We start from the raw sequence: 26,525 nt of genomic DNA, 5'->3' as shown, positions 1-26,525 counted from the left end.
AGCACCGGTCGCATGATCAATGGTTCCAAGCATAAGGGCCGATCACGGTGCCGACGAAGCCCCCCGCGCGCTTGGTGCTGAGGAAGCTGTCGTCGAGTCCGGCCTTGAGCGTTTGCTGCTGGCCGCCCACACGATAGTCGAACGCCATTGTCCCGCCGTCAGCGCGGATGGTCAGCGTCACCGGGTCGGCTGCGGTGACGGGGGCCGAGGCGACGAGCGTGTCGGTATCGGCGTTGTCGCGCGTGTAGAGCGCGATCATCGCCTTGCCTGCGATTCGGGTGATGCCGAACACGAGGTACGACCGATCATTTTGCACCGCGGCGAGCCCAGCCCCGTCGCCATCGGCGTCGGGGGAATAGCGCAGGGTGGTCGAGACGGTTGCAATTGGGTGCTGCTGCCGTCGCCCGATAAAGGCGGGCGCGCCCGAAGCGTCTCCCAGCGCGGCACCGCGTTCAAGGACAAGTGCACCGCGCTCCAGCCGATAGACCGGATGTTTTGGCGTGCGTATGCCGATCCATTGCGGGCCGAGGCGCGGACCCTGGAAGGTGTCGACATAGCCAAAGTCGCCGCTGATTGGCAGCGCCGGTGCGGGTTGCCTGGGCAGCTTCGGGCGCTGCGCGGCGAACGGGATCGCGGTTCCGGCGGGCAAGATCTGTGGCCAGCCGTCGCGCCAGGTGACGGGGAGGAGAAAGGTCTCGCGCCCGATATTGTAGAGTCCGTCTTTATAGGGACGCGTCGCGAGGAAGGTCGCCCACCACTCTCCGTTCTGCGTCTGGACGAACTTTGCATGGCCCGCCGATGTCACCGGATTGGCGCGGCTGGGGTCGAGCGTACGCTGGGTGAGAATCGGATTGCCCGGAAAGGGCACATAGGGGCCGTCAACGGAATCGGCGCGGAAGACGACCTCCGAATGGTTGTCGCTCGTCCCGCCCTCGGCGGCGATCAGATAATAGCGACCGTCGCGTTTCAGGAGGTGCGGACCTTCGATCCAAATGGGCTTTTTGGACAGGTCGACCCCGCCATTGACGATCTGCGTTCGCGGCCCGACGAGCTTCAGCGTCCGCCAGTCGAACGCCTGCATCCAGATCGCGCGATGGCCTTCGTAGCGTGGCGTTTCGTCGGGGGCACCGTTGTTGACGATATACGCCTTGTCGCCGTCCCAGAAGATGGACGGATCGATCCCTTCGAAGGGTAGCCACACCGGGTTCGACCATGGACCTGCCGGATTTTTCGCGGTGATGACGAAATTGCCGCCACACTGCACGCACGTATTGACGATGTAGAAGACGCCGTCGTGGTAGGAGATATCGGGCGCGAACACGCTTTGCGAAACCGTGCGCCCGGTAAAATCAAGCTGCTCGGGTCGATCGATCGCATTGCCGATCTGCGTCCAGCTGACCAGGTCCTTCGACCGGAAGATCGGCAGCCCCGGGAAGTGCGAGAAGGACGAGTTGACCAGAAAATAATCATCGCCGACGCGGATTACCGAAGGATCGGGATAATAGCCGGACAAGATGGGGTTGATATACTGGCCCACGCCTTTCGCGACCTGCTCCTGTGAGCGCCCCTGATAGCTAAAGTCCTCGAACCGCGCGGGGTCGGCATGGGCTGCACCAGCCCATGTCATCAGCAGGACAGCGATCGGCCCTCGGCACCGCATGGACGATCGCTGCTTCATTCGACTCTCCCGCCTCAGGTGGCCGATGCTTGACCATCGCTACCAGACCTGCCCGTGAGCCGGACCATACATCAAAGAACAACTCAGACAATTAGCGGGATGTCGTTTTTCCGGTCAGCATCGATACATCGATACGCCCATGCGAGGAGGGCAGGTTCACGCGGCGGCGATCTCGCGCAACGCCTGCTCGAACGCTTCGGGGGGCTGTCCCCCCGAAATGAGGTACTGATCGTTGATGACGATTGCGGGCACCGAATGGATTCCGCGCGAGAGCCAGAGTTGCTCGGCGGCGCGAACCTCTGGGGCATACAGGTCGCTGGTGAGAATTTCAGCGGCGCGCGCCGGATCTAACCCCACCTTCTCGGCGACGGCGACCAGCACGGCGTGGTCGGACGGGTCCTGCTGATCGGTGAAATAGGCGTCGAAGAGCGCGCGTTTCAAGGCCGCCTGCTTCCCTTGGATCTCCGCCCAGTGGAGCAGCCGGTGCGCATCGAACGTGTTGTAGATCCGGCTGGTGTCGCTCATCTGCATCGTGAAGCCCAGATCGGCGGCACGCTTGCGGATCATCGCGCGGTTGGCGGCGGACTGTTCGGGCGTTGAGCCATATTTCTCGGCGATATGCTCGCCGATATTCTGGCCGTCCTTGCCCATTTGCGGATTGAGTTCAAATGGCTGGAACGTGATGTCGGCGTCGATCAGATCGCCCGTCCGCGCAAGAGCCTCCTCAAGCCCGCGCAGCCCGATGATGCACCACGGGCACGAAACGTCGGAAACGAAATCGATCTTCATCGGCTTTGGCATGCGGCACCATCTGCGGCTGGAGGAGTGTCGAAACGCGATGTGGGAACTCCGCCGGAAAAATACACCATCAGAATATCACTTGCATTCAATTAAATTGTACACAATATAAAACGCGTTCGACATTCCACAGTTTAGCAAGGAGACGACGATGAGCACGCTCTACAGCACGAAGGTAACCGCTATTGGCGGCCGCAGCGGCACCATTCGTAGCGAGGATGGCCTGCTTGACCTCCAACTCGCACTGCCGACGTCGCTCGGTGGCAAGGGCGGGGCGACCAATCCCGAGCAATTGTTCGCCGCCGGCTACGCCGCCTGCTTTGAAAATGCCGTGATCCACGTCACGCGGGGCAAGGCCGAGAAGGTCAAGGATGACGACATTGTCGTGGTCGCCGACGTTGGTCTGTCGCCCAACGCGTCGGGTGGCTTCGTGCTGTCGGTCGCGCTCGATGTGACGATCACCGGGCTTGACCAGGCCAGCGCCGAGGCGATCGTCGCGGCCGCGCATGCCGTCTGCCCCTATTCCAACGCGGTAAAGGGCAATATCGACGTCAAGATCACCGTCGCGACCAAGTGACGGAGGAGGAGGCGGCAATGGGCGAAGACGACGATTTCCTGCGGCTCGACCGGCAGGTGTGCTTCCCGCTTTATGCCGCCTCCAACCTGTTCGGCCGACTGTACCGCCCGGTGTTGGCCAAGCTCGGGCTGACCTATCCGCAATATCTGGTGATGCTGGTCTTGTGGGAGCAGGCCCCGCAAAGCGTCGGCGCGCTCGGCGAGCAACTGCATCTCGACAGCGGGACGCTGACACCGTTGCTCAAGCGGATGGAGGCGGCCGGGTTGGTGACCCGGAAGCGCGACACGGCCGATGAACGACGCGTTCTGGTCGCCCTCACCGAGCAAGGCCGGGCTCTCCGCCAGCAAGCACGCGATGTGCCGCAAACCTTGGCGAGCGGTCTTTCTTTGTCGCCCGACGAACTGATCGATTTGCGCGCCAGCGTACAGCATCTGGTCGCGGTGCTTGCGACGGCTGAGGCGACCGTGTCGCCGAGTTGATATTGCGTAATGCGACGCGCCGTCGCAGGACACCGCGATGCGCACGACTTCCTCCACCGCCACCGTGCGGCTCTATTATCTCGACGAGAACGACGCGGTTGCGCAGACCTTGTTCTATGGTCCGCTAGCCGAGGCGATGCTGCTCGCCAGCCAACAGCCCGAAGAGGTGCAGGCGGGTCTGTGGTGTGCGACCGAAAATGACGTGGTGGCGTTCCTCGACCTCCACGATGGCTGAGGGCGACGATACGCCGCTGCTGCGCACGCCGGATCGGGGAGCCGGCCACCAAGCGACCGCCCCCCGAATCCTGCACGATGTTACCAGCTCAGGCCGATACGCGCGTAGACGTAGCGGCCGTTGAAGCCGAACGGCGAGTAATACGGGAATGCCACCAACCCGGTGCTGTTCAACGTGGTGCCGACCGATGAGGTGAGCTTCACATAATCGGGATAGGTGTCGAGCAGGTTGTTCGCGCCGACCGCGACGTTGACGTTCCTCACCAGTTGATAGCGTGCCTCGAGATCGAAAATCGTGTGGCGGCCGCTGTGAATGTCATTCGCCGCCAACCCGTTGCCGCTGCTCGGTTGGGTCACGTCACCGTAATAAGACGCGCGGCCGGTGATACCGATTTTCTCGAGCGACCAGTCGATCGTGCCGACCACCTTTTCGCGCGGCGTGCCCTGTTCGAACGAAATGATGCGTTGGCGGGTGAACAGCGCCTGGGTCGAACTCGTCGAAACGCCGTTTACGAGCGCGGTGATCGTGGTGTTGCCCGGGAAGCTGGTCAGCTTGATATCGTTGAAATTGGCAGCAGCCGTCAGGTCGAAGGTGCCGGCTGCCGGAGTCGCCTTGCGATAATGCGCGACGATATCGATGCCCTTGGTGGTCGAGCGAATGCCGTTGAGCAGGAAACGCCCGGCGGAAACATTATACGGCGCGAGCAGCGCCGCAACGACAGTGCCGCTCAGATTTTCCGACAGGGCAATCTGGTCGCGCTGCTTGATCTGATAGGCATCGACCGAGAGATCGAACCCGCCCGAACGCAGCACAAAACCCGCTGACAGGTTGCGCGATTTCTCGGCGCGCAGCGGTTGTCCGCCAAGTGCCACGCCGACCGCGCTGGTCGAGGGGAACAGGCCGGTTTCCACCACCGCGCCACCGGTGCCCAGCACCGATGCGGTCGAGGTGAAATATTGCTGTTGCAGCGAGGGCGCGCGGAATCCGGTCGAGGCGGTGCCGCGAATGGCGAACCAGGGCGCGAAGTCATAGCGTGCGCTGAGCTTGCCCGTCGCGGTCTCGCCAAAGTCCGAATAGCTCTCGCCGCGCACCGCGGCACCGAGCGTCAATTTGTCGGTCGGCTTGGCTTCGAGGTCGAGATAGCCCGAGACGTTGTCGCGATGCTTGTCGATCACGTTCGACGGCTGGAAGCCGGGAAAGCCCTGCGCACCGCCGGCCAATGTGGATGCAGCACCAGGCGCGCGATTGTAGGACGTCGGCTCGCCAGCGCCGATCTGGAAGCTCTCGCGGCGATATTCCACGCCCCAGGCGATGTTGATCGTGCCTTGTCCGAGCGGTTGCTCACGCGAGACGTCGATCCCGCCGACCAGTTGGTCATAGGTCAGCTTGCCGTCGTAGAAGTTCTTCTGCGAATTCGCGCCATAGGTGGCGTTGCCTGAATTGCGCGTGTTGAAGTTGAGCTGGTTCCGTCCATAGGACACGTTGAAATCGACCTTCCAGCCCGACAATTCCCCGCGAATGCCCGCCGTCTCGGTCAGATCGTTCGATTCGACCGCGATCAGCGGCGTGAAGCCATCGGGATAGAGCGTGGCGAGCGCCGCGGCATTGGCATTGGCGTCGGTGCCGCCATTGATGCGCGGGGTCGCCGCGCTGGTGCTGTCGCGATGCTGGTATCCGCCAAAGCCATAGAGCGTCCAGCCGGTGTCGCCGAGCGGTGCCGCAGCATTCACATAGCCGGTAAATTGCTCGACCGCCGGGTCGCCGAAGCGCGACCGCACGGTCAGCGGGGTCTTGCGCGGATCGAAGTCGCCACGGCTGGTGGCACCGCGGTTGAGATATTCGCCCGAAATGGTGAGGAAACCGTCCTCGCCGAGTGCAATGCCCTGCCATCCCGACGCGGTCACCGTCTTGCCGTCATGCTCGCTGCGCGCGCCGCGCGCGGTGGTCACGTCGGTGATATATTGCCCGTAGGTGACGGACGCTCCGCCACCCGTGCGCGCTTCGCGCAACCGCAGGTTGACGACGCCCGCGATCGCATCCGAGCCATATTGGGCAGCGGCCCCGTCGCGGAGCACTTCGATGCGGTCCAGCGCCACCGACGGGATCGTGTTCAGATCGACTGACGCTGAGCCGCGCCCGACCGAGCCGTTGGTGTTGAGCAGCGCCGAAGTGTGCGCCCTTACGCCGTTGATGAGAACGAGCGTCTGATCCGGCGACAGCCCGCGCAGCGTTGCCGGACGGATCGAATCGGTCCCGTCAACGGCGGAGGAGCGAGGAAAGTCGATCGACGGAACGATCGCCGCGAGCGAGGCGGCGAGTTCGGTCGTGCCCTGATGCTGCAGGTTGGCGGCGCTCAACACGTCGATCGGCGCGATGCTGTTCAACCGCGAGCGGCCCGTCGTGCGCGTGCCCGTCACCACGATGTCCTGGTTGGCGGCGGGTTCCGGGGCGGTTGCTTCGCCGGCGTTGGCGGGAACGCTCTGCGCGCTGGCGGCACCGGCATAGCTCAGCGCCAGCGCGGACACGGCGACGGCGAGGCTCGGGCGGAGGTTGATCATGTACAAAGTCCCTTTGCGAAATCACGTTTCTTGTTTTGTTGGCCAGAAAGGCCGGGGCGGCGCGCGGCTGGCAGCGCGGGTACCTTGGAAATCCTCCGCATCGCCTGGGATTACAATGCTGCGAAACCCTTAGCGCGGCCAAGAATTGCTTCTGCGGCGGCAGGGGCGGGGGCGGCGCGACCGCAACGGCGCGGCGACCGGATCTCGGGCACTGCACCCGGAGGCCTCGATCGTCGCGCCTCGAACGAAGGGGCCTGCGTTAGCCGGCAGCCCGGCGCACGACTCCGCCTTCTACACAGGTTGGTTGTCGTTTGACCCCAGCTTCCAATAGGTCGCGTACCGCTCGTGCGCGATCCGGTAATAGGGGACCAGTCGTAGCGGTTGCTGGTCGGCAGCGGGGATCGTGAACTCAAGAGGCTTGGCGGTGGCACGGATCGTTTGTGGCAGCGTCTCCGGATTCCCCGCGAGCGTCGGCGGTGCGAAAGCCGCGTCGTTATAGTCGCCATATTTGCGTTCGTTGACGACGAGGTCCGATCCGGGCTCGAGGTGCTCGCGGCCCAGTGCCCCGGCCAGCACCAGCGGGCCATAGGTGAGGGCAACGATGTCGGGCGCGGCCGGGGCCCGGTCGATCCCGAGATGCATGGCCAGGCGCAACTCGACCCGATCACCGTCGCGCCAGACGCGCGCGAGCTCGATATAGTGCCCGGCGGTATTGGAGCGCAGAACCTCGTTTCCGTTGACGAGGACCACCGCCGTCGGGCTCCAGCGCGGGTGGCGCAATTTCAACGTCAGCGCCGTCGGCTGCTTCAAAGTCCAGCTGAGCGTGGTCGACGGTGTTTCCGGAAAGGCCGTTGTCTGCGTCAGCACCGCGCCTTGTTCGATCCAGTGCACGGTCGAGGGGATGAACAAGTTTACATAGATCGAGCGATCGTCGTGAAAGTAGATCGAATCCCGGTATTTGACGTGATTTTCCATGCCGGTGCCGGTGCAGCACCAGAAGGAGTTTTCGGGCGTGTGATACAGTTTCATATAGCCCGGACGCTCACCCTGAAAGTAGGTGGCCATGCCGGTGTCGGGATCCTGTGACGCGAGAATGCCGTTATAGAGGGTGCGCTCGTAATAGTCGGCATAGGCCACTTGCGGATCCTGCAGGAAGAGCGCCCGCGTCAGTTTGAGCATGTTGTGCTGGCCGCAGGTTTCCGAACCCTTGGCGGAAAAAACGTGCTTGTCGAACTCCGCCATCGGGAAGAAATGTTCGTTGTCGCCGTGGCCGCCGGTGGCAAAGGACCGAGTCAGCGCCACCGCTTTCCAGAAGAACACCGCGGCATCGTGATAACGGGAGTCTCCGGTCGCCTCATAGACGCGCTCGAAGCCGACGATCTTTGGAATCTGCGTGTTCGCATGAAGGCCATCAAGCTGATCGTGCCCCGCCGCAAGCGGGGTCAGGATCGCTTTGTGCGAGAAGCGCTGCGATAGGGTGCGATACTCCGCGTTGCCGGTCATGAGGTACAGATCGGCGAGCACCTCGTTCATGCCGCCATGCTCGGTGTCGAGCATTGCCTCGAACTGCGCGTCGGACAAGGGCCGCGTCGCGATCACCGCCCAATCTGCAAGGCCGATCAGCACCGTCCGCGCCGTGTCGCTCTCCGCCAGCAGCGCACCGTCGCGCAGGCCCGCAAAGACCTTGTGCAGAGTGTACCACGGCACGCCAGTGATCTGCTCGCCGCGCAAATGGGCGGCCAGTAGCGCGGGCCCTTTTGGAAAGGCGCAGACCAGGCCGGTACCCGATGCCTTCTGACATGCGGCCAGTTCGTCGGCGATATAGGCAACGCGCTGTTTGTATCGCGGGTCGCGCGTCGATCGCCATGCCAGCGCGCAGGCGGACAGATAGTGACCAAGCGTATGACCATGGCAATTGATGTCCGCCCAGATCGGCTCGGATTCCCATCCGCCATAAACGGGTGCCTTGGGGGGCAGCCCGGCATTGACGCGGAAATTGTGCAGCATCCGATCGGGTTGAAGGCGCAGGAGATACGCTTCGGTCATTTTCTGGGCATGCAGAAAGGGGCCGTCGCCAAGTTCGACTTGGGCGATATCGAATGGCTGCACCGTGCCCGCAGCCTCAGGGACCGGCTGCGTCGCGGCGGCGGCACCGGCCGACGCAACGCTCATCGGCACGATGCCGGCGGCGATCGCGGTCTTTGCCGCGGATGTAAGGACGTCGCGCCGCGAATGGCCGGTACAGTAAGCCGATTTCGTCAATGCCTTTTCCTCGGTCTATGCTTCGCTGGGCAAGCTGTTGTGCTACAAACAAAGATGGGATGTCCCATCAATCGGGTCGGAACACAACTCGGCATGGCAGGCCGACATCCTGCGGATGTTGCGCGATCGAACTGCGGCTTGATCGCGCGTCGAAGGACGTATCTTCTCGGTCAACTTTCGAAAATGTCGTCGAGTTGTCGCTGAAGCGCCGCCACTTCAAGCCCTTGCGCCGTCCGCCAGGCGGCGTCGAAACAGGTCGACGCATAGCGCCGCCCGTCGTCGCAGAGCAGGGTGACGATCGCGCCGGTACGGCGCTGGGCGCGCATCTCGCGGATCAGCGTGGCGCAAGCCCAAATGTTGGTGCCGGTGGAGACGCCGCAGGACTTGCCGATCACGCGGCTGATGCTGAGCGCGCCCGCCATGCTGGCGTCATCGGGCACCGCGATCATGCGGTCGATCACATCGGGCAGGAAGGAGGGCTCGAGTTGCAGCCTGCCGATCCCTTCGACACAGGACGGTACCCCGCTGACGGTGGTCACCGCGCGGTCGGCATAATGGCGATGGAAGACCGAGTGCTCGGGGTCGGCGACGCACAATTGCGTCGGCAACCGACGATAACGCAGGAAGCGGCCGATCGTCGCGGAAGTGCCGCCAGTCCCCGCGCCGCAGACGATATAGTCGGGGGCCGGATGCGGCTCCTGCGCCATCTGTTCGAAGATCGACTGGGCGATATTGTTGTTGCCGCGCCAATCGGTCGCGCGTTCGGCATAGGTGAACTGGTCCATAAAGTGCCCGCCGCTTTCGCGTGCGAGTCGTTGGGCGGTCGCGCGCACCGAACGCGGATCGTCGACTTCATGGCAGTGGCCGCCATGAAGCGCGATGGCGGCGAGTTTTTCGGGCGAAGTGCCGCGTGGCAGTACCGCGATGAACGGAAGGCCGATCATCCGCGCGAAATAGGCCTCGGACACGGCGGTCGACCCGCTCGACGCCTCGACGATCGTGGTATCCGGCCCGATCCAGCCGTTGCACAGCGCGTAGAGGAACAGCGAGCGCGCCAGCCGGTGTTTCAGGCTGCCGGTCGGATGGGTCGATTCGTCCTTAAGGTACAGGAAAATGCCCGGCGCGCCCTTCGGCTCGAGGCGGATCAGGTGGGTGTCGGCGGAACGGTTAAGCTCGGTTTCGATCGTTCGCACCGCCGTCCCGCACCAGTCGCGCGCTCTCGTCATGCGACCGGCATCGTCGCGACGCCGCCACTGTCTTCGCGAACCTCCATGGTCGTGCCGTCGAACTCACCCGGTGAAACCGGCTGAAAACGACCGCCGAGATGGCGTGCGAGAAATGCCTCGACCACCGCGTTGAACGACAGACGGTTGGCGGGGCGCACGAAGCCATGGCCTTCGTCGGGATACAGGACATAGGTGACGGGAACGGCGTTGGCGTGCAGCGCAGCAACCATCTGATCGGCTTCCGACTGGAGCACGCGCGGATCGTTGGCACCCTGGCCGATCAGCAGCGGGCGCGCGATGCGATCGGCGCGATGGAGCGGCGACCGCTCGCGGAGCAGCGCTGCGCCCGCTTCGGTTCGGGGGTCGCCGACCGCGCGATACAGCATGACGCGTTGCGCCTCCCAATAAGGCGGGATCGATGCCATCAGCGTTTCCAGGCTGGACGGGCCGACAACATCGACGCCACACGCATAGACGTGGGGCGAGCGAGTCATGCCGGACAGCACGGCATAGCCGCCATAGCTTCCGCCCATGATGGCGATGCGCGCTGGATCGGCGACGCCGCTTGCGACGGCCCATTCGACTGCATCGATAAGATCGTCGTCCATCTTCGCGCCCCATTCCCCTCGTGCCGCCGCGAGGAACGCCTTGCCGAAACCGGTCGAGCCGCGGAAGTTGACGGCGAGCACCGCATAGCCGCGGTTCGCAAGCCACTGGCGCTCATTGTCGTAACCGAACCGGTCGCGCGCCCAGGGGCCTCCGTGGACCAGCAGGACGAGCGGAAGGCGCATGTCGGGTTGCCGGTCCACCGGCAGCGTGAGGTAGCTGATCAGATCGAGGCCATCGCGCGCGCGAATGGTCACCGCAGTGGTGCGGGCGAGCGGGACATGCTCGATCCATGGCCGGGCCGAGAACAGGCGAGTCAGTGTGCCGTCGTCGCGATCGAACAACCACGAGGCGGAGGGAACATCGTCGCGATCGGCCTGGATCGTCCACCGGCGATCGTCCAGACTGCGGCTGGTAATCACGAATTCGCCGAGATCGGCGGCGACGAGCCGTTCGAGGTCGATGCGGACCGTTTCACCGATCGGCGCGAGCGTGTTGCGCGCCCGGGTATAGCCCACGGCAATCGGCCAATCGGTTTCACTGTCGGAAAGATAGCCTTCGATGTCGGCATCGGGTTGTTCCGCGAGCATCCGTGCCGGTCCACCCGCGAGCGGCAGCGCGACAAGTGCGGCGGTGTCGCGGTCGCGACTGTCGATCACGAACACCGTTGCGCCATCGCGCGAAAGGCCTGCGATGCGGGAGGCGCGGGCATCGTCCGGATCGAAGCCGAACCATAGCTCCCAGTCCGCAGTGCCGCGGCGCAAAACGTCCTGGCCGCCATCGGCGCGAGGTGCGATCGCGAGTTGCGGCAGCAAGCGGGAGTCGAGAACGAAGCCGCCGAAGCCCGGATTTTGTTCGATCAGGGTTGCCGCGCCGCTGGCGAGATCGATGTGGTAAATGTCGTGGAAGCGCGGGTCGCGCGCGTTGATCTGCACGGCGATGATCGTGGGAACATCGCGACTGAGGCCTGCGATCGACGCTTGCGCGCCGGGGAACGGAGTCAGGTCCCGGGTTGCGCGATCGAGAGTGACGGCGTGGACATGCCAGTTCTCGTCGCCATCGGCGTCTTGCACATACAGGATCGTTGCGCCGTCATAGGCCCAGACAAACGAATGGATGCCGCGCTTGTCGTCGCGCGTGAGGCAATAGGCGGCCGCGAGATCGTCGCGTGGGGCCGCCCAAATATTGTTCACATTGCCCGCTGGCGCGATCCAGGCAAGCATGGTGCCGGTGGGATCGATCTGCGCGCCGTAACGATCGGGGTTGCCGAACAGGTCGACGCGCGGAATCAACGGCACGTCGGCCGGGAGCGAAAGCGTTGCGTCCAACAGCGCGGCGAGGGTCGCCTCAGCGACGCGGCGGATTTCGCGGGCGTCTGCGGCACCGGCCGCTTCCATCCGGGCGAAGAGCTCGGGGGCTTCGGCCCGGACGAGGCGATACGGATCCGCCTCGGCATCCTCTTCCAGTGCGCGCGCGACAAAGGGGCCGATGGCGTCGCTGTCGGCACCGGTCCAGCCGCAGGCTGCCATCGCGTTGGTGGAGACGTGGATCAGCCACGGCAGCAAGGTATCGCTCAGCACGGTTGATGCGCCTGAGGGATCCCAGGCGGCGGCTTCAGCCATTTCATATACGACACGTTCGCCGCGCGGAGCTCGGTCGGTCGCTGCGAGCGCCGCGCGCCGCACTCTGGACCATTCGGCGCGGGGTGGCGGATCGCCAGCCAGCAGCCGCTGATGAAGTGTGGCGACCGCGAGCCCGGTTTCGCACGTGCCGTCGGGATCGACTTGTTGAAGTGCCCACAGCACCATCATCGACGCCAGCCGGTGTCGGTCGCGCCGTCCGTCGGCGGCCGCCTGCCATTCGGCCTGTGCATCTTCACGCTTGGCGAAGCGTGCCAGCAGCGTGATGGCGGGGGTGATCGCGTGGTCGGTCATGCTGCGTCGCCTTCGAACAAGGCGGCCAGCCGGGTTCGGGTGGTGAGGCCCGTCAGCCGGGCGGTTTCGCTACCGTTTTCCAGTCGTAGGAAGGTCGGCACGCCGCGCACGCCAAAGCGAGCGGCAAGCTCGGGTGCGGCATCGATATCGACCTTCACGAAGTGCGTGCTTTCAGCGAAGTCGGCGGCGAGCGCTTCGGCCAGCGGCGTCATCGTCTTGCAGGGCACGCACCATGGTGCCCAAAAATCGATGACCACCGGCACGTCCCCCGCCGCCGCGAGCAAAGCGGCAAAGTCCTCATCGTCGCGCAAGTCTGTCATAATTCGTCCTGTGTTGAAGGGGAGGTGCCGAGCGGCGCGAGCTGGAGACGCACAACGCCATCTTCGCCCGGCGTGAAATCGAGCACAAAATCGTGATAGCGCGCGACCGCTTCGCGGTGCGCGACGCTGACGATCGCCGCGCCAGGCAGACGATCGGAGATCAGTTCGTAGAGCAGCCGCTCCAGCGAAGGGTCGAGGGCGCTGGTCGCCTCATCCAGAAAGAGGAAATCGGGTGCTTGGAGCAGCGCACGCGCGACCGCCAGACGCTGCTGTTCACCCGGCGACAGCGATCGCGCCCAATCGCGAACTTCATCGAGACGATCGACAAGGTCGCCAAGCTGCGTGTCGCGAAGCACGCGCTGCATCGATGCACGCAGCACGTCCGAAGGCTGCGCTGGATAAACGAGCGCCGCCGCAAGCGACCCTTCCGGCAGGTAGCCGCGCTGCGGTAGAAACAGGACGCGTGCATCCCCCGGCACCACGATCTCTCCCGTCGACCACGGCCACAGTCCGGCGAGGCTGCGCAACAACGTGCTCTTGCCCAGTCCGGAGCGGCCGCGCACCAGCACGCGCGCGCCGGGCGCGATGTGCAAATCGGGCACCATCGCAAGTGGCTCGCCGTCGGGTCGCATCAGGCGCAGGTCGCGCGCCACGAAATCCGCCCCGCCGGAGCGCCGTTCGGCACCATGCGGCAGCGGCGCTGCCAGCATGTCCTCCAGCCGATGCAGACGCTCGATATAGGAACGCCATTCGGCGATTTCGGCATAGCTGTTGGTGAACCAGGAGAGCTGCATGACGAATTGCGCGAACGTCATGCCGATCTGCATCAGTCCGCCGAAACTCATCCGACCGGCGAAGTAACGCGGCGCGCTGAGGAAGGTCGGCAGCACGCCGATCGCCTGAATATAGAGCCCGCTGACGAGATTGACCCGCAGCGTAAAGCCCATGATGCGGTGCCAATTGTGCCGTACCCGGTCAAATGCGGTGCCGAGCCGCACGCGCTCGGCGCTGCCGCCGTTGTACAATGCGATTGCCTCGGAATGGTCGCGCACGCGGATCAGTGCGTGGCGAAAATCGGCCTCGAAACGCTGTTGCCGGACGTTGGTACGCGTAAGCGCACGGCCGCTGAGATGCGTCACGCACGCGCCGACGAGTGCATAAGCAAGACCGAGCCACACGAACGGGGCGACGACTGTGAAGTGCGCCGCACCAAGATCGACATGCCATGGTTCGCTTTGCCGCCACAGCAACAGACCGAAGCTGACCAGCATCGCTGCGCTGGTCGTGCCCTCAATGACGAGCTTGATGGTGGCGCGGACCGCCAGCGTCACATCTTCCTGAATACGCTGATCGGGGTTCTCGATCGCGCCGCACAACTCCAGCCGGTGGTAATCGTCGTCGCGCAGCCAGCGATCAAGGTAGCGCTCGACCAGGCTGCTGCGCCAGCGGATTTCCAGCAATTGCCGCAGGAAATCACGGAGAATGGCGACCGCCGTCACCAGCGCCAGGACACCTGCCAGGACAAAGGACTGGATCAGAAAGGCATCGGGGTTGCGGTTGGTCAGCGCGTCGTAAAAGGTGCGGTTGGCGCTGTTGAGCAGCACCGCCGCATAGACCGCGCCGCCGACCAGCGCGGCAAGCGACCCGCCGACGCCCCATGCCCAGATCCGGTCGCTGCCCGACCAATATCGCGCGATCAGCCGGGCGGCGAACCGGATGTCGTTCCACAGGCCATAGCTGGCCGCTTCCGGCAGCACGCCCGGCTGCCGGCCCCTCCGCATCGACATGGCCATCAGAAATTCTGTCGGATGGTAAGGTAATAAGAGGGCCCGCGCGGATCGGCGAAATAGCTATAGCCTGACGGATTGAAGCCAGTGCCGATCACGTCGACGCGGGGGGATGCGTTGAAGATGTTGCGCGCGCCCCCCTCGATTCGGGTCGACTTGTTGGTGCCGAACAGCGCGAAGCGATACGACGCGAACAGATCGTTGAAGATCTGGCTGCCGATATGGTCGCTGCCCTGATTGGCCTGAACGTCGTGGGTCTCGTCGAAGAAGTAGGGGCCGAAATACCGCGCCGTCCAGCTTGCCGTCAGATCCGGGTTGATTTGCCAGCCGAGCGTGGCCGTGCCTTTCCACTTGAGCGCGCCGCCATCGTTCGCGCCGCCGACATTTGCGGCGCTGCCGGTTCCGACATATTCGATCCACGGTGACCCGGGCGTGACCTGCGCCGCCAGCGACAGGACGCGGGTGGCGTTGGCGGTGAGGTTGAAGGTGCCGATCCGCTTGGTGACCAGGCTGTAATCGAGCGCGAAATCGAGCGCCTCGACCTTGAGCCGCGATACGTTGAACAGGCCAAGGTCGATCCCCGTCACCGGCCCGACGCCGTAAGGGTCCCCCGGTGCCACCGGCCCCCGCTTGATAAGGCCTGGCACGGTTCCCTCGAAAGTAAAGTCGCGCGAGGACAAGGTCGCGAGCGAGGCGATATTGTCGCGCTTGCTGATCCGGCTCCAATCGACCGAGAGGCGCAGATTGGGCACGAACCGCGGGGTAAGGATCGCGCCTGCCGACCAACTGGTCGATCGTTCGGGCCGCAATGTGCCCGAGCCGGTATAGCTCAAGGTGAAATCGGTGCCGGTCGCGCCGACCGGCTCGCCGCCGCGGCGCGGATCGCGCAGGAAGCTCAGAAAATAGCCGGGTAGCGTAAGCGGCGACTGACTCGGCACGATCTGGGTGACGGTCGGCGGCAGGAAGCCCGTTGCGTAGCTGCCGCGCAAGGTCAGGTCCTGGGTCGGCTGGTAGCGTAGCGCCACGGTCGGGTTGGTCGATCCAAAGCTGCTGGAGGTCCGCTCGCCGTCTTCAAGCGGAGTGCCGTCGTCGGCGATCGCGATCTGGCGGGATCCGCGCGTCCGATATTCATCATGGCGCGCGGCGATTTGCACTTCGAGCAAATGGATACCGGGTACGTGGTTGCCGGGCGAAACCACCGGCAATACCAGCTCGGCATAGCCGCTGCTGACGATCTGGCGCTGCGGCTGGTACGCGATCGCCGAACGGACGCCGTTGCTACCGGTGCCGCTGAAGCGCGAGCCGCCATAGCTTTCGACGCGGTGTTCCAGCGAGCCCGAAATCCGCACCGCGCCGCCCCAGAGGGTCACCGGCAAGGGCCCGGAGGCCCGCACGACCGCATCCTGCAACGTCGTCGCGGCAGGAGTCAGCGTCGCGCGACCATAGAGGAATTGGCTGAAATCGAGATTGCTCGTAGCGGGATCGGCAAAAATCGAGAGCGCACCGCTACTGATCGCCGCCTGCGCGGCATCGGTGTCCATGTAGCTCGGCAAGGTCGCCTGATAGCGCGAGCGATTCCACGTATAGTCCGCACCGAGCGACCAATCCGTGCCGAGCTTCCACGTGAAGCCGCCCGCGACCCGGTAATTCTGGATCTCGGTACGCAGTTCCTGATCGGCCCCAACAGCGGGCACCGCCACCTGGATCGCCTGCAGGAAAGGATTGCCGGGATCGCTCGCGGCAAGCTGGAACACCGAATTGGCCTGCGTGGTGAGGAATTGGCTGCGGTTGCGCGAGGCGGCGAACTCGACGAAGCCCGAAAGCCTGGCGGTAAACTCGCGGCGCGCGCTGACCATGCCGGATAGCACTTGCGACGCGTTGAGCAGCGAATGGCGATTGCCATCCGCGACCGCAGTATCGGGCGTCGCGAGCGAATAGCTGCCCGCGACCAGCCCCGAGCCAACCGCTCCGGTCGCCCCGGTAGCAACATGCGCATAGGGCGAATTAAGCGCCTGTCCCGATTTGAGCACGAGGTTGGCGGGCAATCCCGTGTCGGGATCGTAGCCGACGATGTTGGTGGTGGCACCCACGGGTATCACGTCCGGGCTGCCATAATAGAAAGCGGGGTTGCGCGCGGCGGTGAGTGCGCGGCCCTTGCTCGCATAGTCGCGTTGGCCGTTGAGCAAGGGATCGCTCTGCGACCACGCGCCCGACAGCATCACCCGCGTCTTGCCGCCTTCGAGCGGGAAGCCGCCGCTCAGATCGATGCGCTTGCGCGCGCCGCCGCCATCGAACGTGCCGTCATAGGTGGCCTTGGCTTCCAGCCCCTGATAATCGCGCCGCAGAATGATGTTGATGACGCCGCCCGTCGCGCCGCCGCCGTAAATGCCCGATGCGCTCGTCGGCAAGACCTCGATCCGTTCGACCGAACTGAGTGGGATGCCGTTGATGTCGGGCTGGGCGAGCGACCCGGCGACGGAGAAGCCGGCAAGGCGCCGACCATCGACGAGGATCAGGGTTTCGTCGGCACCGAGGCCGCGCAGGTTGATCGAGCTGGCATTGCCCGTGCGTCCGCCGAGTTGCGACGCGCTTGCCCCGCTGGTTGCGGCCGTAAGGCGCTGACGCAAGAAGTCGTCGAGGTTCTGCGCGCCCGACTGCTTGATCGTTTGCCGACTGAACACCACATAGGGCCGGGCACCGTTTTCGCTGCGACGAATATCGGTGTTGAGCGAGCCGCCGACGACAACGATGTCGGGGGCTGCCGCCGAGGGCAGATCGGCGCGGGTCAGCGGTGGCGCTGGATCTCCGGGCGCGCCGTTGTTGGGTGCGCGCTGGCTGGACGTGGTGTGGGTGCGTCCGCCCCGGTCGCGCGGTGCGATCAACAGGAACGCGCCCGAAGGGGTTTGCCGAAAGGTCAGCCCCGACGATCGCAGCAGCCGCGAGAGCGCGAGCTCGGGCGGCAGGGTTTCGTGCAGCGCGGGGGCGCGGCGGCCCTGCGTCAGATCGGGCGTGTAGAGCAATTGGCGGCCACTCTGCCGTGCGAACACGCTCAGCGCCGAGGAGAGCGACTGCGCGTCGATGTCGAACCGAGCCGTGGCCTGTTGCGCGTGGCCGGGAGCGGGCAGGGCAATCAGCAGCATCGGAGCGGCACTGCCGGCAAGCGCCATCGCCATCCGGTGCGCCCGCGTGTTCACTCGCTTTACCCGATTCCCGTTCGTCATCACATTGTCCCCTGAACGGCTTCGCAGAAGCCCATGCAGCGTGAGACGCCAGATCCGAACGAACCCGAATCAGAAATCGTAAGAAAATTGCAAAAAGTTGGTCACGGCTTTGTCTTAAGTATGATCCGCGCCGGATCGCGCTCGTCGGCCTGGACGGGGAAGTAGAGCTGCATCGCCTCGACGAACGCCTTGGTGTCGCCCGACTGAAAGGCCCCGCTGATGCGCAGCGACGATAGCCCGGCGTCCCCGATGACGAGCGGGCGGCGCACGTAGCGGTTGATCTCGGCCACGGCCACGGAGAGCGGCTCGTCATCGAACACGATCATGCCGTTTTGCCAGCTTGTCAGTTGCTCGGTCGAGCGGATCGGCGTCACGCGCGTGCCCGCTGCCGACGCGGTGAGCATTTGGTTGGGAAGCAGGGCGTTCTCCCTGCCGCCGGGGCCGCCGCTCACGCTCACTTTGCCCTCGAACAGAGCGACGGCAACGGCGTCCCTGTCGAGCCGGACATCGAAAACCGTGCCGTGCGCGGTTATCGTCCGGCCCCCGGCGACGACCTCAAACGGGAGCGCCTGGCCTTTGGCAACATGGAACACGGCCTGCCCGCGTTCCAGGACCAGGCGGCGCGCGTGCGCGTCATACGCGACCTGCAGCCGCGTATTGGTGTTGAGGGTAGCGGTTGATCCGTCCGGCATCGTGACGGACAGCCGCTGGCCGATACCGGTCCCGTATCGCGGCGGCGCGGCGGCGGCGACCTGGGCGGGTCGGGCGACGGGCGCGACGTGCGGCGGGAAGGAGAACCATATCGCGATGGCGATGCCAGCGGCAATCGTCGCCCCGGCCGCCCCGACCGCTACTGGCCAGCGCCTGCGGGTCGGCGGTGACACGACAAGACCAGCGATCGTCTCCTGCCGCAAAGCCAGCAGCTCGGGGCTTTTCGCCGCGCTCCGCACCAGCCGCATCGACTCCGCGATCTCGGCATAGGCTTGTGCATTGTGGGCGTCGGTGCGCCACTGCTCGAAGGCCGCGAGGGAGGCGCGGTCGGCGGCGCCTTCGATACGGGCATACCACAGCGCAGCCTGCTCGATCCGGGCATCCTCCATATCAGTCATCGCGGTGCGCCCGAACCGCCAGCGCGACCGCTGCCATCGCCTTTGCCTGATGCGCCTCGATCGCGCGGGTGGAGATGCCCAGCAGACGCGCAACATCGGCCGTCTTCTGATCTTCCAGCACCCGCAATACGAACACCGTCCTCGTCCTCTCCGGCAGCGCTCTCAGCGCCGCTTCTACCGCTGCTACCGCCTGCCTACCTGCCAAGACGCGTTCCGGCGAGAAATCCGTATCGCCGTGCGCCTCGGAATCGAGCGGAATGTGATGCGCGCTATGCCGCCGCTGCTCGCGTCGCGCATGATCGGTCAGCGTGGTGGCGGCGGCGCGGAAGAGATAATGTTCCGGCTTTTCGATCACGGTCATGTCGGACACTTGCGACACGCGCACCAACACTTCCTGCACGAGATCGGGAATGTCGTTGCGGTGCTGCGTGCGACGCGCGAAATAGCGGGCAAGGGGTGCCGAATAGCGCCGCGCAAGCGCTTCCAGAAGCGTGGAACGCTCCTGCTGCGATATGTTCGACTTTCGCTCGACCGGCATTGCAATCCTAACTGGTTGCCCACCAGACTTGCAGATCACGTCTTGCAAGTCACCTCTTGCCGGAAATTTGGTCTGCGAGGCAGGCCGCTCCCGGCGCGCCCGATATCTGTCGGAACGGCGCTTTTTACGGTGCCTGCGTCTAGACCGCTGGCCGCGTGGTGGCTCGGGTCGCTGCAAGGTCTCGGCGACTGATTGATTGCGACGACGGGTACTACGCTTCGGACGTCCTGATCCACGGGACAACGAAGCCCAAGCGAACGAGCGTGCGCGGTCCCGGTGTGTCCGATCGTCGACCCTATCGTCAGGTGAGCGGCAAGAGTGGATATCTACCGGACTCACTGCAGTTGGACGGAAACTTACATATCCGAAACGATATGGATTTGGCGCATTATGGATGATGGAAAGTCCGTCTTCTTTTTATAATCGAACAGTTTATTATAATATATTCTGAAATATTTTACGGTCTGGAATCCCGCATTTCAGGTCAATTCTGAATTATATCTCTTGTCCGTCAATTTCGGATATGTATATTTTCCGAAAAATCGTCCGATTCGTGAAAATGCGAAATATCAAATACTGATACAGTATAGATTAGCACGTTTGCGGGAGGAAATCATGGCAGTCTATCGAATTTTCGGTGAGCATTTGATTTCCGAAGGCGAATTTGCGGTGAAGGGCGCTGAGGTGACGCGGCTGGTGGCAGCCGGTTCGGGCGCACAACCTTCCATCACTCTCGACAATGGCGGGGTGCTGTCTTTTGCCGCGGTCGACGTCGGGCAGGGCGATGCCGTGGCGTTTCCCGCAGTCGCCTATGGCAAGCCGATGACGATCGATATTCGGAGCGTCTATACCGGAAACGTCGGATCGAAATCGCTGTTCGACGGAACGGGGGACATCGCGGTGGTGTCTGGCGTGAAGGACTGGAGTTCCGTCAAGGCGAGCGCGCGCGGGTTGAATTTCGTGGCAAGCAAGACCGGGCGTCACGCGTTGCTCGCGGGACCAGACGCATTGTCGGACGGTACGCGACTGGTGGCCTATCAAAAAGCGGTCGCTACGGCACAGGTGGTCGCCAGTTTTGAGATCGTCGCGGCCCCGCCGGATCCCGTCTTGCTGACAAAGCTTGGAGGCGCATTTACCGCCGCAGCCGGTGTCCCGCTTTTTTTGCCTTATGCTGGCGCTTTGCTGGCGGCAGGCCAGCTCGTTCCCCTCGCGGGCAGCTTGATCGATGCGATCGGCGCGCGTTCGCCCGGCTGGCACCAAAGTGCAGAACTCAGCTTCGATTTGCCGGGCTATGCGCCGGTTGCGGCCGATTTTCGACTCGTTGCTCCCGCCACATCGGATCTTCAGAAGCTTCGCTACCGCGCCAATGTGGGCCTGATCGATCGCGATGACCGGCTTTATACGGGCGACGAACCCTATGTTGTAATTGCCGTCTATGGCGGCGAGCGGCCCGAGCTCGAAGGCTTCACCCCCGGGGTGGTCGCCGCCGACATGGCGCGACGTTTCTACCCATCCAAGACCGGCGTCGCCACGGGACTCGACGATGTGCTGGAGATCGCCAAAGTTGCATCCGACTGGCGCTTCAATCGCCAGGCAACCGACCTACAGGCCCGTATCGCCAAAACGACGGATGCGGCCGCGTTGGAGCAGCTCAAGCGTCAGCTGTCCGCCGTGCTGGCCAATATCGTCGAGCCCGCGCTCGTGCCCGCCGCTGGAAAGGCTTGATCATGCCGGTTGATCGGGACATTCGCCTGCTGGTCAAGGCACGTGCGCCGAGCGCGACCGGGTTTGCGCTGTCCGACGCGCACCTATCGATGCTGGGTGCCATGCGCGCGGCGGTTGTACCGCTTATGCCGGCGATCAATGCCGGATTGGCGTCTGAGCTTGGCATTGCGGGCGGGGCTGGCGTTGCCGCGCAATGGTATGAGGTGCAGCTCGGCGACACGACGCTATCGCCGTGGGACGCCGCGCATCGGCTGCGGGCGCAAGATCTCGGCCTTGCCGCGCAGGTGGACTTTGTCGAACCCGATATCCGGCAGAACTGGTTGTGGCAGCGCGATGAGGTCCCGCCGGCATTGGCGTTGTCGCAAAACGATCCGGTCTCCGTGCCGCAGGACTCGCGTTTTCCACGCGAGACCGACGACGATTGGTACCGCGATGCGGCGCATAGCGGGTTCCTTGACGCGCTTGCGTGGCTTGACGGCGTGCCGACCGAGCGGCGGCGTCGCGTGCGCGTGGCGCAGCTCGATACAGGGTACGATCCTGGGCATCAGGCGCTGCCCGCCGGGATCGACCGAACGCTGGCGCGCAATTTCGTGGCGGGCGAGGATCTGCACGATGCCAGCGATCAGGTCGACGGCCCGCTGACCAATCGCGGGCACGGCACGGGCACGCTCGGGATTCTCGCCGGACGCGACCCGGCCGATCCGACGCGCACGATCGGTGGTGCCCCGTTCGTCGACATTGTGCCCATCCGCGTCGCCGATCGTGTCGTGCTGTTCAGCAACAGTGCGATTGCTCGCGCGCTCGATTATGTCTTTAGCCTCAAGGACGATCCCGAGAAGCGGATCGACATCGTGACGATGAGCATGGGCGGGCTCCCCTCGCAAGCGTGGGCGGATGCTGTCAACGCACTCTATGACGCGGGCATTTTCGTCGTGACCGCAGCGGGCAACAATTACGGCAATGCGCCGACGCGCAACATCGTGTTTCCCGCCCGGTTCAATCGCGTGGTCGCGGCGTGCGGGGTCATGGCGGACGGATCGCCCTATGCCGATTTGCCCGGGACGCTGATGGCGGGGAATTACGGCCCTGCGTCGAAGATGCGCACCGCGATCGCCGCCGCCACCCCCAACCTTCCGTGGGCGCGGATCGGCGCGCCGACGGTCGTTGATCATGACGGTTCCGGAACATCCTCGGCGACCCCGCAAGTCGCTGCCGCTGCGGCGATCTGGCTGGCCGATAGCGCGCATAGCGCTGAGCTTCCCGAGGATTGGCGGAGGGTCGAAGCGATCCGCTACGCCCTGTTCGCGAGCGCGCGGGGCGGTGCCAATCCCAAACTTGGTCGCGGCACGCTCGACGCGGTCGGAATGGCGGCGCAGTCGGTCCCTCTCGCCGAGCTCGAGCAGGAGAAGCCCGATACCGCCTCGTTCGCGTTCCTGCGGGCCTTGCTCGGAGTCGGGCTGACTGATCCCAGCGATGATCCGACCTATGCGATGCTGTCGCTCGAGGCACTGCAATTGTCGCTGCATCCGGTGATCGAGGCGATCCTGCCCGATCTCGACGCCGACCCCGATCAGCTTGCCGCGGCCACCCGCCAACGGCTGGCGGCTACCCTGGCGACCGACGCGCGCGCCTCGATGACACTGCGCCAATGGCTTGCAAAGGCTGCCGGTGCCAGTAACACCGGCGCTCCGCCTCCGACCGATGGTGGCGCAGCGCCACAAGCCTTGGAATCGCCACCGAGCCCCTCGGCACAGGCGCTGAACGCGTCGGCAAAGCTGGCCAATGCCCGCCAGCCCGTGATTTCGGCACCGTTGCGTCGGCACGTGCGGATCTTCGCGTCGGATCCGACGCTCGGGACCGGGCTCGACACGGTCGCGCGCAGTGTCACGACCGTCAGTGTCGCTTGGGAGCGGCTCGCACCGGGGCCTGTCGGCGAATATCTCGAAGTCGTTGACGTCGATCCCGCGAGTTCGGCGGCGTATGCGCCAGTCGCGCTCGACGACCCGTATCTGCTGCACGAACACGGCCTGTTTCCGAGCGAGACCGATCCGCAATTTCACCAGCAAATGGTCTATGCCGTCGCGATGCGCACGATTGAGGCGTTCGAGCACGCGCTCGGGCGGCGCGCGTTGTGGTCGCCATATCGGGACCCGAACGGCACCGACATCAGCGGGCGCTATGTCCAGCGGCTGCGTATCTATCCGCACGCACTGCGCGCCGCCAACGCGTTTTACAGTCCGGCCAAGAAAGCGTTGCTGCTCGGCTATTTCCAGTCGCCGGCGATTTGCGACCATGCCGACATTGCGCGTCCGACGGTCTTCGCCGCGCTGTCGCACGACATCGTTGCGCACGAAACCGCGCACGCCTTGCTCGACGGGCTGCACCGGCGCTTCATCGAACCGACCAACCCCGACGTCCTCGCCTTTCACGAGGGCTTTGCAGACATTGTCGCGATGTTCCTGCACTTCACTCTCCCCGACGCCGTGCGGCCCGAGATCGCGGCGACGCGCGGTGACCTGTTCACGCGAAACCGTCTGGGGCAACTCGCCTATCAATTCGGCCAGGCGACGGGGCAGCGCGGCGCGCTGCGCGATTATATCGGCACGATCGATGCCAAGGGGCATTGGAAATCGCGCCCGGTCAGCATCGACGATTATCACGCCGCGACCGAAGCGCATGATCGCGGCGCAGTGCTCGTTGCGGCGGTGTTCGATGCGTTCTTGCGGATTTACGAATGCAAGGCGAAGGAGTTGATCGCGCTCGCAACCGGGGCATCGGGTGTCCTGCCCCCGGGGGAATTGTCCGCCCCGTTGGTCGACGCGCTGACCATTGCGGTCTGCAAGATTGCCGGGCGCTTCCTCGACATCATGATCCGGGCGCTCGATTATTGTCCGCCGTTCGACATCACTTTTGGCGAGTATCTGCGCGCGGTGATCACGGCCGACCGAGACCTCGTGCCCGACGACCGGCGCGCCTATCGCGTTGCGATCACCGCTGCATTTCGCGCGCGCGGAATTTCCCCGCGCGATGTGCGGAGCGTATCGCCCGATACGCTCGCCTGGGAAACGCCCGATCTCCACGTCTCCTTCAAGGAAGTGGTCGACGCGATGGCGCTCGATTTTCCGCTGGATACCACACGGGAAGAAATTTCCCGTCGCTCGGCGCACAATGCGCGGGTGTTCCACGATTGGCTGGTGCAGCGGGCACCCGATGACTGGCTAACGCTGTTCGGCATCGCGCGCGTCGCTGGACCAATGAACAAGCAAGCGACCGCCGCCGACGGAACCGTTACGACGATTGTCGGGAATGTGCGCGGGCCCGAAGTGCACTCGGTCCGCACGCTGCGGCGGGTCGGCCCCGATGGCACGATCCGCAGCGATTTGATCGTCGAGCTGACGCAAAGCTGGTATCCGGCTGATCCCAAGGACGGCCAGCGTTTTCGCGGCGGATGCACGCTGATCATCGCGCGTGACAGTGGTGCGCTCAATTATGTCGTGCGCAAGCGGATCGACAGCAGCGCGCGATACAGTAGCCAGGCGACCTATGTACAGCGGCCGCTAACAGGGCTGCGCGCCGCCTATTTCAACGCCGATTCAACCGTGAAAAGCGAGCCCTTTGCCATGCTTCACACACAGGATTTCGAGTAAAGTCATGGCGAAAGCAAAGTCCGCCGCTGCGCCGACGTCCGACGCCAAAGCGTCGCCGCCCACCTCCAAGACCGAGCCGCGCGCGCGCGTGCGAATGTATCGGCAAGGGTTGGGGGACTGCCTTTATGTGGAACTGCTGCGCGGCCAGCAGGCACCGTTTCGGATCATGATCGATTGCGGGCTCGTGCTGGGTGCGAAGGGCGCAACCACGACGATGCAAGCGGTGATGGCCGATCTGGTCGACACATTGGGCTCGGCCTCGCTCGACCTGCTTGTCGTCACCCATCCGCATTGGGACCATGTTTCGGGGTTTTTGCAGGCGAAGGACGATTTCGCCAAGATCAACGCCGATGCGGTCTGGCTTGGCTGGCCCGAAGACCCCGCCGACCCGCTCGCCGTCAAGCTCAGCTCGATCCATGCCGGTGCCGAGACCGCTTTGCGCGCCAGCATCGATAAACTTACGGCGCTCGGCCTCAATGAGAATGCACGCCAGACGCAAAGCCTGATCGACTTTCTCGGTGCCGCTCCCTCCGCCGGAGGCGGCACGACGCGCGACGCGGTGAAGGCAGCCGCAGCGAAGGTTCGCGTGCCGCGTTATTGTCGACCGGCCGACCCGCCGGTACTCATTCCCGGCACCGAGGCGCGGATTTTCGTCCTGGGGCCACCGCGCGACGAGGCCGAGTTGCGCCAGATGGATCCCACGTCGCGCAATCCCGAAACCTATTCGCTCACCGCACTCGACGGGTTGTACGGCCTCGCTGGCGTGTTCGGCGAGGGCGAGGAAGACGATCAACGTCCGTTTAACGCCAGTGTCACGATTCCGCTCGCGGATGCGCGCCAACTCGCGTTTTTCCGCAACAGCTATGCCGCAGCCGACGTCGCCTGGCGCAGGATCGATACCGATTGGCTGGAGGACACGCAGAATTTCGCACTGCTGCTCGATCGCGCGGTGAACAATTCGAGCCTGGTTCTGGCCATTGAACTCGAGCCGGGCGGGCCCGTGCTCCTGTTCGCAGCCGATGCGCAAGTCGGCAATTGGCTTTCCTGGCTCAAATTGCGCTGGACGATCGGCGATCGGGTGGTGACCGGCCCCGACCTGATTGCGCGAACGATCGTCTACAAGGTCGGGCATCACGCCAGTTTGAATGCAACCCTGCGGGCCGAGGGGGTCGAGCGAATGAACGATTTGCAATACGCGTTCGTGCCGGTCGATGCGGTCGAAGCCAAGGCGAAGGGGTGGGGCGGGAATATCCCGTTCGCGGCGTTGCTCGAGGCTCTTAAGCGACAGACCGCGCCGGCGGGGGCGGTGTTGCGCTCGGACGAGATATGGAGCGGCACCGACCCGGCGATCACCCCGAGCAAGCTGGCGTATGAAGTGCTGCTATGACAGGCGCGCGGGTGTTGCACATCGTCCAGTTCGCCGATGCGGTCGACCCTGCGCCGGTTCAGGCGATGCTCGTTGACCTGCATGCCGCGCGGGCTGCAGGTAGGGTCGCTTTCGTCACCGCGCGCCTCGGGCGAACCGTCGAGCGTGCGGTGACGGACGGGCTGCTCGGCGGTCCGATCCAGATCGCAACCCCGGCCGCGCGGCTGGTGCTGACGGTCGAATTTGAGACGGTCGCGGCGCTTGATGCTTATTACGCCGCGCCCGCCCATGCAGAGATTCGCCGCACGGTGTTCAGTGCCCTGTCGCCCCGCGCGCGCGCGCTCTACGCGGCCGCCGACGACGACCCAAGCGACGCGCCGCATCTCTACGGAGCGATCGAGACGGCGCTTCGCCCGCTGTTGACGCGGATGGACATCGAGATTGCCCACGGAGACTGAG

18 protein-coding genes are annotated in these 26,525 nt (G+C 64.4%); 7 read left to right on the top strand and 11 right to left on the bottom strand.

Going from position 1 to position 26,525, the window contains the following annotated elements:
• Positions 1-16 precede the first annotated feature (16 nt).
• Positions 17-1,660 (bottom strand): glycoside hydrolase family 43 protein, encoded by a 1,644-nt coding sequence (locus ACP7BY_RS01315; RefSeq protein ID WP_137902606.1) that lies wholly within the window; start codon positions 1,658-1,660, stop codon positions 17-19.
• A 174-nt stretch (positions 1,661-1,834) separates the two neighbouring features.
• Complete coding sequence (locus ACP7BY_RS01310) at positions 1,835-2,479, bottom strand: DsbA family oxidoreductase (protein WP_033965137.1); 645 nt, start codon at positions 2,477-2,479, stop codon at positions 1,835-1,837.
• A 148-nt stretch (positions 2,480-2,627) separates the two neighbouring features.
• Here ACP7BY_RS01310 and ACP7BY_RS01305 point away from each other — a divergent pair, with 148 nt between their 5' ends.
• From ACP7BY_RS01305 to ACP7BY_RS01295, 3 genes are read left to right on the top strand one after another with little or no spacing between them, the layout of a single operon-like run.
• Positions 2,628-3,053 carry an Ohr family peroxiredoxin gene (locus tag ACP7BY_RS01305; RefSeq protein ID WP_033965139.1) on the top strand — a complete coding sequence of 142 codons (426 nt, stop codon included), beginning with the start codon at positions 2,628-2,630 and terminating at the stop codon, positions 3,051-3,053.
• A gap of 17 nt (positions 3,054-3,070) precedes the next feature.
• Positions 3,071-3,532, top strand: a complete 462-nt coding sequence (locus ACP7BY_RS01300; protein ID WP_033965141.1) for a MarR family winged helix-turn-helix transcriptional regulator — start codon at positions 3,071-3,073, stop codon at positions 3,530-3,532.
• Between the two features lie 37 nt (positions 3,533-3,569).
• Positions 3,570-3,767 carry a hypothetical protein gene (locus ACP7BY_RS01295; protein WP_033965143.1) on the top strand — a complete coding sequence of 66 codons (198 nt, stop codon included), beginning with the start codon at positions 3,570-3,572 and terminating at the stop codon, positions 3,765-3,767.
• 80 nt (positions 3,768-3,847) lie between these two features.
• On the opposite strand, the gene ACP7BY_RS01290 is transcribed toward ACP7BY_RS01295, so the two are convergent.
• The 9 genes from ACP7BY_RS01290 to ACP7BY_RS01250 form a co-directional block, all read right to left on the bottom strand.
• The gene (locus ACP7BY_RS01290) at positions 3,848-6,325 is read right to left on the bottom strand and encodes a TonB-dependent receptor plug domain-containing protein (protein WP_137902561.1); all 2,478 of its coding nucleotides are present in this window, start codon (positions 6,323-6,325) and stop codon (positions 3,848-3,850) included.
• 291 nt (positions 6,326-6,616) lie between these two features.
• Positions 6,617-8,587 carry a glycoside hydrolase family 127 protein gene (locus tag ACP7BY_RS01285; protein WP_405052994.1) on the bottom strand — a complete coding sequence of 657 codons (1,971 nt, stop codon included), beginning with the start codon at positions 8,585-8,587 and terminating at the stop codon, positions 6,617-6,619.
• 170 nt (positions 8,588-8,757) lie between these two features.
• Positions 8,758-9,813 carry a PLP-dependent cysteine synthase family protein gene (locus ACP7BY_RS01280; RefSeq protein ID WP_033965145.1) on the bottom strand — a complete coding sequence of 352 codons (1,056 nt, stop codon included), beginning with the start codon at positions 9,811-9,813 and terminating at the stop codon, positions 8,758-8,760.
• Positions 9,810-12,353 carry a S9 family peptidase gene (locus tag ACP7BY_RS01275; protein ID WP_209515288.1) on the bottom strand — a complete coding sequence of 848 codons (2,544 nt, stop codon included), beginning with the start codon at positions 12,351-12,353 and terminating at the stop codon, positions 9,810-9,812. The genes ACP7BY_RS01280 and ACP7BY_RS01275 overlap by 4 nt, the downstream gene beginning before the upstream one ends.
• Positions 12,350-12,673: a thioredoxin family protein gene (locus tag ACP7BY_RS01270; RefSeq protein WP_033965147.1), complete on the bottom strand. Its 324-nt coding sequence runs from the start codon at positions 12,671-12,673 to the stop codon at positions 12,350-12,352. The genes ACP7BY_RS01275 and ACP7BY_RS01270 overlap by 4 nt, the downstream gene beginning before the upstream one ends.
• Positions 12,670-14,466 carry an ABC transporter ATP-binding protein/permease gene (locus tag ACP7BY_RS01265; protein ID WP_052192356.1) on the bottom strand — a complete coding sequence of 599 codons (1,797 nt, stop codon included), beginning with the start codon at positions 14,464-14,466 and terminating at the stop codon, positions 12,670-12,672. Before ACP7BY_RS01265 ends, ACP7BY_RS01270 begins: the two co-directional genes overlap by 4 nt.
• Positions 14,466-17,681 (bottom strand): TonB-dependent receptor, encoded by a 3,216-nt coding sequence (locus tag ACP7BY_RS01260; RefSeq protein WP_081988726.1) that lies wholly within the window; start codon positions 17,679-17,681, stop codon positions 14,466-14,468. Before ACP7BY_RS01260 ends, ACP7BY_RS01265 begins: the two co-directional genes overlap by 1 nt.
• 101 nt (positions 17,682-17,782) lie before the next feature.
• Entirely contained in the window at positions 17,783-18,781 is a 999-nt protein-coding gene (locus tag ACP7BY_RS01255) for a FecR family protein (protein ID WP_137902563.1), read from the bottom strand.
• A gap of 1 nt (position 18,782) precedes the next feature.
• The gene (locus ACP7BY_RS01250) at positions 18,783-19,328 is read right to left on the bottom strand and encodes an RNA polymerase sigma factor (RefSeq protein WP_052192357.1); all 546 of its coding nucleotides are present in this window, start codon (positions 19,326-19,328) and stop codon (positions 18,783-18,785) included.
• A 615-nt stretch (positions 19,329-19,943) separates the two neighbouring features.
• Between ACP7BY_RS01250 and ACP7BY_RS01245 the strand changes: the two genes are divergently transcribed.
• From ACP7BY_RS01245 to ACP7BY_RS01230, 4 genes are read left to right on the top strand one after another with little or no spacing between them, the layout of a single operon-like run.
• The gene (locus tag ACP7BY_RS01245) at positions 19,944-21,053 is read left to right on the top strand and encodes a hypothetical protein (RefSeq protein ID WP_033965154.1); all 1,110 of its coding nucleotides are present in this window, start codon (positions 19,944-19,946) and stop codon (positions 21,051-21,053) included.
• Positions 21,054-21,055: 2 nt separating this feature from the next.
• Entirely contained in the window at positions 21,056-24,700 is a 3,645-nt protein-coding gene (locus ACP7BY_RS01240; RefSeq protein WP_137902564.1) for a S8 family serine peptidase, read from the top strand.
• A gap of 4 nt (positions 24,701-24,704) precedes the next feature.
• On the top strand, positions 24,705-26,087 hold the full coding sequence (locus tag ACP7BY_RS01235) for a hypothetical protein (RefSeq protein WP_137902565.1): 1,383 nt from the start codon (positions 24,705-24,707) through the stop codon (positions 26,085-26,087).
• Positions 26,084-26,524 (top strand): hypothetical protein, encoded by a 441-nt coding sequence (locus tag ACP7BY_RS01230; RefSeq protein WP_033965170.1) that lies wholly within the window; start codon positions 26,084-26,086, stop codon positions 26,522-26,524. The genes ACP7BY_RS01235 and ACP7BY_RS01230 overlap by 4 nt, the downstream gene beginning before the upstream one ends.
• Position 26,525: the final 1 nt, after the last annotated feature.

This window comes from Sphingomonas sp. PSPC2-2, assembly GCF_049897725.1.
In the GTDB taxonomy this organism is placed as follows: Bacteria; Pseudomonadota; Alphaproteobacteria; order Sphingomonadales; family Sphingomonadaceae; genus Sphingomonas.
This window is presented reverse-complemented; position numbering and strand designations above follow the sequence as displayed.